Below are 11,907 nucleotides of genomic sequence, written 5' to 3'. Positions count from 1 at the left end.
CCTCCGCTCTGCCGTTACAGGCATCCTTTCTGTATCATAATGCAGGCATAAAATGCCGTCTCTGAGGTGGATACCACCGCATAGGCATCCTTTGCCGCGTCATAGAACGCGAACCGGTCCAAAAAGCCCACTGCATCCGCGCCGCGTTCGTCATGTTTTGCCACAATATCCGTAAACTCGTCCCAAACAGGGCACTTAAGGTCACGGTGCATTTCCATTTTATCCATGATGGTAACGGGTTTCTCCACAAAGCCGTCCAAAGGCATCAGCTGCAGGATGGCGTCCAGCATGTCTGTGGCCCGGTGCCCGTCGCACCGGATATTAATATGATTCTTCTCTGCCGCAATGGATGCAGCCGGAAAATTGGCATCCCCGATAACCAGGGTATCCCCGTGCCCCATCTCATGCAGAACCTTCAGCAGCTCAGGCGAAATGCTTGCAGGTACTCCACTCAGCATATGCTTACCTCCCTATTCCCAAGGCTTCAAACGCCTTGTCATATGGCGCGCGGCACATCCCCTTCTCCGTAATGATGCCCGTAATCAGGGAGTGGTCGGTCACGTCAAAGGCAGGATTGTATACATTGATTCCTTCCGGAGCCATGCGCTCCTTATACCACATCTCGGTCACCTCATCCGGGCTTCGCATCTCAATGGGAATCTGGTCGCCTGTCAGTGTATCCATATCAATGGTAGAGGTCGGCGCGCACACATAGAATGGGATTCCATAGTGCTTTGCCAGAATGGCCACACCGCTGGTTCCTATCTTATTGGCGGCATCGCCGTTTCTGGCCACCCGGTCGCAGCCCACAAAGATAATGTCAATTTTTCCTGATTTCATCAGTATGGACGCCATGTTGTCGCACTGCAGGGTGGTGGTGATGCCGGCATTGTACAGCTCGAAGGAGGTGAGGCGGGCGCCCTGGAGAAGCGGCCTTGTCTCATCACAGTAAACATGCATATCTGTTCCCGCCCATCCCTTTTCCAGGGCAATATACATGGGCGCTGTAGCTGTCCCGTACTTGGCCGTGGCCAGCGTTCCTGCATTGCAGTGGGTCAGAATACCGATCTCCTTCCCCTCCTTTTTAAGCTCTTTCAGCAGTCCAAAGCCAATCTCCCCGATACCGCGGCTGATTTGGATATCCTCCTCGCGAATCCTATCCGCCTCCTCAAAGAGCAGCTCCTTGATTGCAGCCACGCCCCTTTCCTTGTTGGCAATCACAGCCGCCTCCATACGGTTTAACGCCCAGAACAGATTGACAGCCGTTGGCCTGGACGAAGCCAGATAATCCTTTAATTCCTTAAACCGGCTGTAGAACGCGTCATACTGGTCCTCGGCAATGCCCGATGCCAGCAGGGCAATTCCATAGGCAGCCGCAGCGCCGATTGCAGGAGCGCCGCGCACTCTCAGCTTCTTGATTGCCTCCCATATTTCCTCTTTCGTATTCAGATGAATGCGCTTAATAGTACCCGGAAGAAGCGTCTGGTCTATGATGTCCAGCGAGCTTCTGTCCTCTCTCATTCTGACCGTGATTACCTGGTCAAAAAATTCCTCTACCGTCATGGTTTTTATGCCTCCTTCTCTACTAAACCTGTATAATCCCTTTTTATATCCCAACCGTGCCTAAAGGGTCTTTTGGGCTGCTTCCTTTGCCCTTAACACCGCCGCAACGTAATCGGCGCCGGTCCGGAAGGCTCCCTGGTTCATGATATATTCCTTGCCTGCCAGTATATTGATGCGCTCCGCAAGGAGACGTTTCTTTTCATCCTGGATGGTGGTCACATCCACCACATTGGCCATGCCCACGGTCCTGCGGTGCAGCTCTGTACCTGCATAACCGGCGGTATCCTTAAGGATTCCGTCAAAATACCACTCCTTAAAACCCTTTACCTTAGCCATTGGCTCTGTCACTGCCTCGTCATATTTCCTGCCAAACTTCTCTATAAAGAGGTCCACTGTCTCTTCAATGGTCTTAAGACACCAGTCGCAGAACGGTCCGTCGTCCGTGGAAAGGCCGTTGTCATATGCGAATATAAGGTTAGCCACCACATTTCCCACATCATAACCCATAGGCGCATAGGTTCCGAATTCACAGTCAAATATCTTTGTTGAATCCTGGCGTATAAAGATGGAGCCCGTGTGGAGATCGCCGTGCAGAAGGGCCTGGGCGTCTGTCATAAAACGGAATTTAAGCTTGCTCACCTCCAGGTGGAGCGCCTCGTCCTCATAGAGCTCCTTCTTCACAAAATCCCGGTTAGGCGCATATACATTGTTCCTGTTATACAAATCCATATAAGGTTCCATGAGCACAAGTTTTTCCGTGATATCACACAGGTCCGGCGAGATGAATTTTTTCACCAGCTCCTTCTTCTCCTTGTGGTCCATGACCACATCGCTGCTCAAAAGCAGGGTATTGACCATAAAGGTGGATACGTCCTCAGCAAACCCGGGGAAGGTCTCATGCTTTAACATGGCGTCACGCATGACAGCATAATCAGAGCAGTCCTCCATACCGCAGGCGCACATAACGGTGTCAAAGAAATACACATGAGGCACCATTCCCGGCGCATACTGGTCCTCCAGCATAAGGATTTCGGACTCCAGGCGGTTTCTGTCCCTGGATGGTTTTATATCCTTGGATATCCTGGCCTCGGATCCGGCCTGTTTGATGTAGATGGAATGGCCCTTGCCGTCCCATACACGGTATACATAGTTCAGGTTGCCATGGGAAGGAGGAACCACTGCCTCCATGGAATCGCGGTCCCAGGGAATTTCCGTTGTCTTCTCCAGTGTATACTCAATGACATCCCCCACGTTCATCTGAAAATAATGATCAAATCTTGACATATGTAGTAACCTCCTGATTAATCTTCTTTTTTAGACGCATAAGCTGCAATAAGCGCAAGTGCCAGGACAGCACCCTTTACTGCCGGCAGAACATAGAACGGAACCGCGCAGATGGTAAGTCCGTTCTCCAGTGTGGAAACCAGCATGGCGCCTATCATGGTTCCCAGTGCATTGGGCTTCTCAGCGCCGCCCACGGTACGTCCCACGAAAACAGCTGCCAGTGACGGCATCAAATAGTTATCGCAGCACATAACCTGGGCCGAGCTTCCCCTGGATGCCACCAGAATACCGCCGATGGCGATGAACACTGCTGTAATCATACCGGCCAGATAGCGGTATTTCTTTACATCAATACCAGACAGCTTTGCAGCTTCCTTATTGCCGCCCATAGCGTAGAGATACCGGCCATGCTTGGTAAAGTTAAGGAAAAGATAGGCCACAAGCACACAGCCCAGCATGATAATAATGATCCAAGGAGCGCGTCCGATGGCTGAAAATGATTCCGAAAGCGCGGTACGTGCAGGAGCCGCTCCCCAGGAAGTCTTCATACCGGTGGAGACAGCGCCTCCGCCTATATACCACTGTCCGATTCCCTGATGGACAAACATCAGGGCACAGGTGGCAAGCATATCCGGAATCTTGCACACAAGAATCAGGAACATGGTCAGCTGGTACATAACCAGAGTAGCCAGAATACAGATAAGAATTGACATTCCTAATGACTGTCCCAGCCAGAGATATGCAGATACAAACACATACGCGGAACAGCTGGCCAGTGTTCCGGCCGACATGTCAAAACCATCCGGCGCCATGGTGATGGTGGCCGCTATACCAAACACTGTATTAATGGCCATTGCCCTGAGAATATTCACCATATTGCTTGTTGACATAAAGGAATTGCCCTTATAGGCTGTAAATGCAACAAAGCAAACCATCAATGCCAGGACCGCAGCCCAATCCACTAAAAACCTCTTAATATTTGTACGACTTTTCATCGCTACCGTATCCCTCCTGTCTATTATTTCCCGTTCTTATTGTCTTTCCCGCCAACCGAGTAGTACATGATTTCGTCCTCCGTGGTATTAGCGGTTTCCAGCTCTGCCATGACCGTACCGTTGTACATGACATACATGCGGTCTGTCAAAGACAGCAGCTCCGAGTTTTCACAGGAAGCATAGATAACACAGTTTCCCTGTTTCGCAATTTCATTGATCAAATGGAAAATGTCCTGCTTTGCACCCACATCCACTCCCTTTGTGGGTTCGTCAAATATGTATACATCGCAGTCCGCCGCAAGCCATTTTCCCACGGCTACCTTTTGCTGGTTGCCGCCGGAAAGATTCTTGACCTGCTGCCTCACGCTCGGCGTGGAAATCCCAAGGTCCTTTACAAACCGCTTCGCATTGTCGTCCACTTTCCGCCTGCGGATAAAAGGTCCTGTGCAGAACCGTGAAAGACAGGCCGCCGATAAATTAAAGCTTACATTCTCATTTACCAGAACGCCTTCCTTTCTCCGTTCCTCCGGTACCAGAGCCATCCTGTTCTTTACTGCCCCGGAGGGATTTGCTATCTTTAACTCCCTGTTCTTCAGAAGGACTTTCCCGCCTGTCTTTTTATATGCACCGAAGATGGTCTTGCAAAGCTCGGATTTTCCGGCTCCCACCAGTCCGGCGATTCCTACCACTTCGCCCTTTTTCACCTGTATGGACACGTCCTTTACCTTGCCGCCTGCGCCGGATAAGTGTTCTGTCTGAAACAGCACATCTCCAATCTGGCAGGCTTCCTTTGGGAAGTTCTCTTCGAACTTGCGCCCCAGCATCTTCTCCACGATTTCCTTAGTGGTAGTCTCCCCTGTAACCGGTGTGGTGTCAATCATTTTGCCGTTTCGCATCACCGTATAATTCTCGCAGACCTCCAGGATTTCATTTAACCGGTGGGAAATAAAAAGAATCGCAATATTTTCCGTTTCATGCAAATGCTTGACAATCCGGAACAGTTCCTCTGTCTCGGTATTGCTTAATGGCGCGGTCGGCTCGTCAAGAATCAGGAAATTACATTCCGACCGGATGGCCTTTGCTATAAGCACCATCTGTTTCTGGGCCAGGGACAGGTTCTGAACCAGTTCGTGTTCATCCACCTGGTCGCGGCCGATATGCAGCCGGTCCAGGGCCTCGCGCCCCTGCTTGTATGCTTTTTTCCAGTTTACAATATAGCCGCTCTTTCCCATGACCATATCGTTTTGTACAATGTTCTCCGCAACTGATAAGGTGGGATACAGCGCCATATCCACTTCCTGATACACAATCTGGATTCCAAGTTTCTTGGCATCCACCGGTGTCCTTACCTCCACCTTTTTTCCATTCAGCAGCACTTCTCCGGTATAAGTGGAGTTTGCCCCTGCCAGCACCTTCATCAAAGTTGATTTCCCCGCTCCGTTGGCGCCCACGACTGCCCGGATTTCACCGGTGGTCACCTCAAAATTAATGTCATCAAGTGCTTTGACGCCCGGAAATTCAATGGAAACATGTTTCGTCTCTAATTTAATCCTATCCATGGAGTCCCTCTTTTCAGCGATACAATCTTTTTAAAAAAGGGAAACGCAGGCCAAAACCCGCGCTTCCCAAAAAAACGATTGCCTGTGGTTTTGTGTTCTAAAAAAACCTCGTTTTTTACTGGCCGCTTATTTGTGAATCAAATCCTTTGGCATCCAGTCTGCAGCAGACAGATAATCCAGATTTCCGTAAGTCTCGCCGGCAATATTGCCCAGATTCTCAACGGTGGAATCTGACTTAAGCGCATCCGCCTTGATTGCGGTGCCGGGAACTTCAACTACATCCACGCCGCTCTCGCCGGTTGCAGGGTCAAAAATCTTATCATACTGGTCTGCCAGCTCCAGCATCAGGATACGCATACCAATCTCGCCGTTCATGGTCCAGTCGGTTGTTCCTGCTGCGGTCCAGATGTCAGGACGGGTCTGCATGTTGGTCACGTCAACCGGGTCAATATCAACAGATGCCATGGGAAGTGCGTCGCCGTTCTTGCCGTTAAAGTTGTCATTCTCAGCAATTGCGTTGTAAACGCCCTGGCCGTATAAGTCATAGTATGCAATGACGCCGTCCACATCCGCTCTGTTCACGCCCTGCAGATATGCAGCAGTCACTGTGTTTGCCGAGTCAACAGAATCCTGAAGAGGCTGTACCTCGCCTACAGTCACGATCTTACCGGCTGCCTCATACTCCTGCCAGCCAACCTCGCGGCGGTCAAATGGGCTGTTGTAGTTAGGACCTCTCCAAACCTTAATCAGACGGACACCTTCTCCATACTTTTCAATCATCTGGTCCAAAAGAACGGTAACCAGGGACTTATCCTGCTGGAACATCTGGGTAACGCCCGGAAGCTTCTGATACTCTCCGTCGGAGTAGAACTGTGTGTCAAAGGTAACAATCTTCATATCCGGATACTGCTCTGTGATTTCCTTAAGAAATACATAGGAACCGTCCTGATTGCCGTGGCTGACCAGCAGTCCGTCATATCCTGCGGATGCGCAGGTACGGATGGTATCCTGCCACTTGTTGAAGTCACCGTCACAGAAGAAGAAATCAAACTTTACATCCAGGGCATCGCAAAGAGATGCACAGGAATCTTTCCACATCTGGAAAATAGTTGCGGAAGGCAGAAGCATGATATAGGCCACCTTCTTGCCTGCCACCGGATTCTCTGCTGCAGCCGGCGCCGCTGTGGTATCTGCCGCTGCCTCTGCTGCCGTGGTCTCCGCCGCTGCTGCGGTGGTTTCTGCCGCCTTAGTCTCTGCTGCCGTGGTGGATGAACCTCCCGAGCCTCCGCAGCCTGCCAGCAAGGATGCTGCCATAGCAGCCGCTGCAATTACGCTGACAACTTTTTTCATTTTTCTCATTTACTCTTTCCTCCTTTTTGTTATTGATATTGTTTACTAAACAATATGTGTGCCTCGTTCTTTGTGTTAACTAAATAGTACAACGATTTTTCTTCAATGTCAATATGTCTTTGGTGTTTTTGTTATAATTTTCCATAAATTATTGTTTTTATTGTGCATTTTAATTGTTCAAATCAATAAACGACCCCATTTTAGCCGTTTTTGTATTTATTTTTGTTTAGTAAACATTCAATTTTATATATTGAATTGACCCAGTTTCAACCCTGTGTTATAATTCAAATTATAGTATGATTAGTAAAACACATGGATTGTTCAATTATGTTTAATTTAACGTCTGCAATCCGGAAAGAGAGATTTCATATGACCGTCAGAGAGCTGGCCAAGCAGATTGGCGTTTCACCCGCAACCATTTCCATTGTGTTAAACGGAAAAAAGGGAGTCAGTGAGGATACACGAAAGAAGGTGTTGGATGCGGTAAAAGCCTGCCAGTACATGCCTCCTGCCCGTAAGCCCAAAAGCGGCAAGAACGTGCTCCTGGTAAAATACTATAAAAGCGGTATGCTGGTGGAGGAAAATCAGGGATTCATCTCCATGATTATTGATTCCATCGAGGAACAGCTCCGCGCGGAGCAGCTGGGTATGACCATGACCGTGGTCAAAACCGGTTTAAAGTCAGCCCTTGATTCCATTGATTACAGCAAATACTGCGGGATGTTCCTCATTGCAACCGAGGTAATGCGGGATGAATTTTCAGCCCTTGATTCCATTCCCATCCCCTTTGTGGTGGTGGACAACACCGTCCCCAACCATTACTGTAGCAGTGTATGCATGAACAATGCCGAAAATGTCCACATCGCCCTCCAGTACTGCAAAGAATGCGGACATACCGAATTGGGCTACCTGGGCAGTACCACCGGGGCAGAAAACTTTAATGAACGGCACATAGCCTTTCTCAGATATGTAAAAGAATTGAATTTTCAGTTTGACTCTAAAAATGAGTTTCGTGTAAAACCCACCATGCTGGGTGCCCATGACGATTTTTTCAGAATACTGGATCAGAACCCGGTGCTTCCCTCCTGTTTTTTTGCGGAAAACGACACCATTGCCCTGGGCGCCATGAAGGCTCTGAAGGAAAAGGGGTACAAAATTCCCAATGACGTATCCCTGATTGGCTTTGACGATATTCCCTATTCCTCCATAAGCTCTCCCACCCTGACCACCATTCATGTACAGAGAAAGATAATGGGTAAGCAGTCCGTCATCCAGCTGATGCAGCTCATAGAGGATCCCCGGTTCATGCCCATGAAGACCCAGATTACGGGAAAGCTGGTGGAACGCTCCAGCGTGAAACATCTGGCATAATCAGACAAAAATCTCCCGGTCTCTCAAACTTGAGGGACCGGGAGATTGTAAGTGCAGCCAGGTACTTGCTCCGTTTCTTTCTATGACACCTTATCCGGCTGGTTCTGTTTGCTTTTCCCCTTCAGGGATTTGGAGGCAGCCTTATGGTGGGCCTTGGCACTGCGCTTTTTCCGGCCGTCCTCCTTCTTCTGGGCCAGAAGCTCCACATCCTGGGCATCCGCCATTTTTGCTGTCTTCACAGCATAAAGGCGGTCATCCTCTGACTTTTTTACCCTTATTTTCCCTTTCACATATCCATGCTCAGGACATACGGCCAGACAGAAATAAAATCTCTGTCCATAGGGAAACCACCTGATCTTCTTGCGCAGCATCCTGCTGCATTTCACGCATTTCATATCTGTTATATCCTTATCTTTAAGGATATCTTCCCTAGAGTCAAATTCTCTGGACACATACTTGGAGTATTCCGGAAAATGCAGCCGGTATTCCTCAGCCTTATTCCTGGGAAGTCCGTAATAATCCACCGACACATAGGTTCCAAACGTCTCCATGTCCAGAACCGAAAGGATGCGGCCGGTATAATAGGCATCGTCCAGCGCCCTGTGAAAAGGCCTCTCCTCCTCCATTCCCTGAATCTGTACCGCCATATCAAGGGATACCTTGTTTTTTCCGTCCCCGTACTGAAGGCAGTAAAGCTTCTGGATATCCAGATATAGAAGGGGCCTGGGAAATGGGTTTGGAAGTTTATGATAAGCCATATTCCTCTGAAGCTCGGTCAAATCCATGGAGCCCCAGGTGCAGAAGCAGTACTCCTCTTCCCCGCACCAGGCAAGGAAACGGTTCATAACTACATCAAAGGGTTCTCCCTCCTGACGCAGCTCCGCCATATCCATGTGTGTTACTTCCGATATCTTAAAATGCATCTTTTTATAAACCTTGGGCCGGATCAGCTTGTGGAACGTTCCTGTCTGTTCAAAATTCCCGTTCAGCTTCACTGCTCCGATTTCTATGATTTCAAAGGGAAGATGCTCCACCGAATCTTCCTTCCCATTGGGACTTTGGTTCCATTCCAAATCAAAAACAATGTAATTCATCTTTTCATCCTGTCATTATACAATCTCAATTTACTTACCTATCTTACCATATCGGAAAGGATATGGAAAGGGGCTTTCTATGTCATTGATTCCCAGTATTGTCAATTCTGTCTCTGTTTCCACCGCGCTAATTGCAGCCTCATGCCATTAGCGAACATGTGGCAATGAATACCTTCCAGCAGGTGCCTGCCAATGATACTTTTTAATTGTTAACCAAAATTCTATTTTATGTTGACAATCAGCCACTGACTCTCTATAATAAGTAAAATATAATGACAGATTTCAGAGAGGTATCCAATATGATAAAGCTCATACAAGCTGCCTGCCAATGGGGACAAAAGGATTTTGACGGGTGGGTGATTGGAAAGGCCCGGTATTGTATCCACAGCCATTCGGAACCTGTATCATGCGAATCCATACCCCAAAAGGCTGCTCAGGGATATGTCCTGTTGGAAACTACATCATATGATGCCTGCCGCCAGCCCTGCCAGTCTCTTGAAATCTGTCTGGTGGACATTAAGGTTTTCAGGGATTCCTGGGGGGCCAAAGCCTCTACTTTTCCTGCCAGTCAGGCTGCTTCCCCTGCCACTTCTGGGTGTATGGCATCTGGATGTATGCCAGGTCAGATGACTATGACCTTCCCCCAGAAATGTCTTGATCGCTTCCTGGCTGATTCGGGGGATTCCAACCCGATTCACCATGGGCCAAATGCAGTCATTCCCGGCCTGTGGATTCTCAGCCGGCTGGAGGAAATGTACGGCTCCCACAGACCTGCAGAAACTCTGTCCATACGGTTCCTGCGTCCTGTCCATACAGGCGGTTCTGTCCGTCTGGAACAAAAAAACAATATAGTAACAGGAACCATGGGCAGCGCTACCTGTTTTACCATGACCATTCACACATCAGACCAAACTCAAAAACGGAGGTAATCATGAACCAGAAATTCAACACCGTGGAACTCACCAAAATGGCACTGCTGACTGCATTGATATGCGTTTCCGCTTATATTGTCATCCCCCTTCCATTCACACCGGCCAGCCTTACAGCCCAGACCCTGGTTGTCAACCTTATTGCACTGCTTCTCACTCCCAGGCAGGCAGCATTTACCATGGTCGTGTATATTCTTCTTGGACTGACTGGTCTGCCTGTATTCTCCGGCGCCATGGGCGGTCCCGGAAAACTGTTTGGCCCAACAGGAGGCTATATCATGTCATGGATTCCAGCTGTCATCCTCATGTCAAGGTTAAAGGGAACATATTACAGCTTTAAGCGGTATTGCCTGGTGACCATTCTGGTGGGAATGCCGGTAATCTATCTGGTGGGAAGTGCGTATATGAAATTCATAACCGGAATGGACTGGGCAGCTACCTTTACAGCCGCCGTAATCCCGTTTATTCCCCTTGACATTTTTAAATGCTTTGCTGCCGCCCTGATTGCAAAGCCGGTGCAGATAAGTCTGTCAAACGCCCAGCGGGCACGTTAGGGGGACCTATATGGACAAGGTATTCATACTGGGCGGACTCCGCAGCTATATCGGCGTCAGAAACAGCGCATACCGGCATGTCCCCGCCGAGCATCTGGGGGCGGCTGTGTTAAAGGAACTGACCAACCGGTATCAGCCGTCAAAGATTGATATGATAATCTGCGGCAACTGTGTGGGAGGAGGAGGCAACATTACCCGCCTTATGGCGCTGGAAGCAGGACTTTCAGAATCCATTCCTTCCTTTACAGTGGACCTTCAGTGCGCTTCCTCCCTGGAGGCCGTCATAACAGCCGCCGCCAGGATACAGAGCGGTCTGGCTGATCTGGTAATTGCCGGAGGTTTTGAAAGCAGTTCCACCCAGCCCATGCGCTGCTATAACCCTAACCATCCATACGCTGCTGCCGCCCATGATGATACTCTTTCCGGTAATCCTGCCGGCATTTGCAATGCCCACAGGACGGAGCTTTCCCTGACATACAGCACTGCCAAATTTATTCCCGGCCCTCATCGCGAGGACGTGATGCTGCAGGGTGCGGAAAAGACTATATGCCATTATCATATAACCCCAGAAGAAATGGATGCCTGGGTGCTGGAAAGCCACAGGCGGGCGTACAGAACAGCCCGGGAAGGCCTTCTTGACGGCATTATTGTCCCTGTATATGGCCTTGCCCATGACGAGGGAATCCGCCCCCGCCTGAATCAGCGTCTGCTGGACCGGCTGCCCTGCGTCCTGAAGGATGGCCGGTATCTCAACGCTGCTAATGCCTGTACCATGAATGACGGGGCTGCATTCCTTCTTCTCTGCTCAGAACAGTATCTGAAAAAGCACAAACTCTCCTCCTGTTTCCGCTTTTCTAATGCCTGTACGGTTGGAGCTGACCCTCTTATGAGCCCTGCCTCCGTGCTTCCTGCTGTCAGGGGGCTTTTAGAACGCAGCGGACTCTCAATGGATGACATAGGAGCCATTGAGTGCAACGAGGCGTTTGCTGCCATTGATGTTCTCATCAACCGGGCGTATCCGGATAAGGCATCCCGTTACAATCCGTTGGGCGGCGCCCTGGCCTATGGACATCCCTATGGGGCTTCCGGCGCCATTATCCTTCTCCATCTTATGAGATCCATGGAGCTGTCAAAAAGCTGCCGGGGCATCTGCTGCGCGGCTGCCGCAGGCGGAATCGGAAGCGCCATTCTTTTGGAACGGTAATCAG

Annotated in this window: 11 protein-coding genes; 4 read left to right on the top strand and 7 right to left on the bottom strand. The window is 49.6% G+C overall.

Features of this window, described 5'->3' with window-relative positions:
* Nucleotides 1–14 precede the first annotated feature (14 nt).
* The 6 genes from CGC65_RS01280 to CGC65_RS01255 form a co-directional block, all read right to left on the bottom strand.
* Entirely contained in the window at nt 15–458 is a 444-nt protein-coding gene (locus tag CGC65_RS01280) for an RbsD/FucU family protein (RefSeq protein ID WP_002566429.1), read from the bottom strand.
* 4 nt (nt 459–462) lie between these two features.
* Nucleotides 463–1,563, bottom strand: coding sequence for an S-methyl-5-thioribose-1-phosphate isomerase (gene mtnA / locus CGC65_RS01275; RefSeq protein WP_002566430.1), 1,101 nt, complete (start codon nt 1,561–1,563; stop codon nt 463–465).
* A gap of 60 nt (nt 1,564–1,623) precedes the next feature.
* Nucleotides 1,624–2,847, bottom strand: coding sequence for an S-methyl-5-thioribose kinase (gene mtnK / locus CGC65_RS01270; RefSeq protein WP_002566431.1), 1,224 nt, complete (start codon nt 2,845–2,847; stop codon nt 1,624–1,626).
* Nucleotides 2,848–2,864: 17 nt separating this feature from the next.
* Complete coding sequence (locus CGC65_RS01265) at nt 2,865–3,842, bottom strand: ABC transporter permease (RefSeq protein ID WP_002566432.1); 978 nt, start codon at nt 3,840–3,842, stop codon at nt 2,865–2,867.
* A 23-nt stretch (nt 3,843–3,865) separates the two neighbouring features.
* Nucleotides 3,866–5,401 carry a sugar ABC transporter ATP-binding protein gene (locus tag CGC65_RS01260; RefSeq protein WP_002566433.1) on the bottom strand — a complete coding sequence of 512 codons (1,536 nt, stop codon included), beginning with the start codon at nt 5,399–5,401 and terminating at the stop codon, nt 3,866–3,868.
* Nucleotides 5,402–5,527: 126 nt separating this feature from the next.
* Nucleotides 5,528–6,760: a substrate-binding domain-containing protein gene (locus CGC65_RS01255; RefSeq protein WP_002566434.1), complete on the bottom strand. Its 1,233-nt coding sequence runs from the start codon at nt 6,758–6,760 to the stop codon at nt 5,528–5,530.
* 315 nt (nt 6,761–7,075) lie between these two features.
* On the opposite strand from CGC65_RS01255, the gene CGC65_RS01250 reads away from it, so the two are divergent.
* Nucleotides 7,076–8,122, top strand: coding sequence for a LacI family DNA-binding transcriptional regulator (locus tag CGC65_RS01250; protein WP_080548675.1), 1,047 nt, complete (start codon nt 7,076–7,078; stop codon nt 8,120–8,122).
* A gap of 80 nt (nt 8,123–8,202) precedes the next feature.
* Here CGC65_RS01250 and CGC65_RS01245 read toward each other — a convergent pair whose 3' ends face one another.
* Nucleotides 8,203–9,216, bottom strand: a complete 1,014-nt coding sequence (locus tag CGC65_RS01245; RefSeq protein ID WP_002566436.1) for a 3'-5' exonuclease — start codon at nt 9,214–9,216, stop codon at nt 8,203–8,205.
* 299 nt (nt 9,217–9,515) lie between these two features.
* Between CGC65_RS01245 and CGC65_RS01240 the strand changes: the two genes are divergently transcribed.
* From CGC65_RS01240 to CGC65_RS01230, 3 genes are read left to right on the top strand one after another with little or no spacing between them, the layout of a single operon-like run.
* Complete coding sequence (locus CGC65_RS01240; protein WP_002566437.1) at nt 9,516–10,145, top strand: hotdog family protein; 630 nt, start codon at nt 9,516–9,518, stop codon at nt 10,143–10,145.
* Between the two features lie 2 nt (nt 10,146–10,147).
* Nucleotides 10,148–10,699 (top strand): biotin transporter BioY, encoded by a 552-nt coding sequence (locus CGC65_RS01235; RefSeq protein WP_002566438.1) that lies wholly within the window; start codon nt 10,148–10,150, stop codon nt 10,697–10,699.
* A 10-nt stretch (nt 10,700–10,709) separates the two neighbouring features.
* Entirely contained in the window at nt 10,710–11,903 is a 1,194-nt protein-coding gene (locus CGC65_RS01230; protein WP_002566439.1) for an acetyl-CoA C-acyltransferase, read from the top strand.
* The last annotated feature ends 4 nt before the right edge of the window (nt 11,904–11,907 follow it).

The organism is Enterocloster bolteae, assembly GCF_002234575.2.
GTDB classification, from domain to species: Bacteria; Bacillota; Clostridia; order Lachnospirales; family Lachnospiraceae; genus Enterocloster; species Enterocloster bolteae.
This window is presented reverse-complemented; position numbering and strand designations above follow the sequence as displayed.

Excerpts from the sequence above, each read along its gene's own strand:
- CGC65_RS01280 (WP_002566429.1), bottom strand. The coding sequence starts at position 458 with ATGCTGAGTGGAGTACCTGCAAGCATTTCGCCTGAGCTGCTGAAGGTT.
- mtnA (WP_002566430.1), bottom strand. The coding sequence starts at position 1,563 with ATGACGGTAGAGGAATTTTTTGACCAGGTAATCACGGTCAGAATGAGA.
- mtnK (WP_002566431.1), bottom strand. The coding sequence starts at position 2,847 with ATGTCAAGATTTGATCATTATTTTCAGATGAACGTGGGGGATGTCATT.
- CGC65_RS01265 (WP_002566432.1), bottom strand. The coding sequence starts at position 3,842 with ATGAAAAGTCGTACAAATATTAAGAGGTTTTTAGTGGATTGGGCTGCG.
- CGC65_RS01260 (WP_002566433.1), bottom strand. The coding sequence starts at position 5,401 with ATGGATAGGATTAAATTAGAGACGAAACATGTTTCCATTGAATTTCCG.
- CGC65_RS01255 (WP_002566434.1), bottom strand. The coding sequence starts at position 6,760 with ATGAGAAAAATGAAAAAAGTTGTCAGCGTAATTGCAGCGGCTGCTATG.
- CGC65_RS01245 (WP_002566436.1), bottom strand. The coding sequence starts at position 9,216 with ATGAATTACATTGTTTTTGATTTGGAATGGAACCAAAGTCCCAATGGG.
- CGC65_RS01240 (WP_002566437.1), top strand. The coding sequence starts at position 9,516 with ATGATAAAGCTCATACAAGCTGCCTGCCAATGGGGACAAAAGGATTTT.
- CGC65_RS01235 (WP_002566438.1), top strand. The coding sequence starts at position 10,148 with ATGAACCAGAAATTCAACACCGTGGAACTCACCAAAATGGCACTGCTG.
- CGC65_RS01230 (WP_002566439.1), top strand. The coding sequence starts at position 10,710 with ATGGACAAGGTATTCATACTGGGCGGACTCCGCAGCTATATCGGCGTC.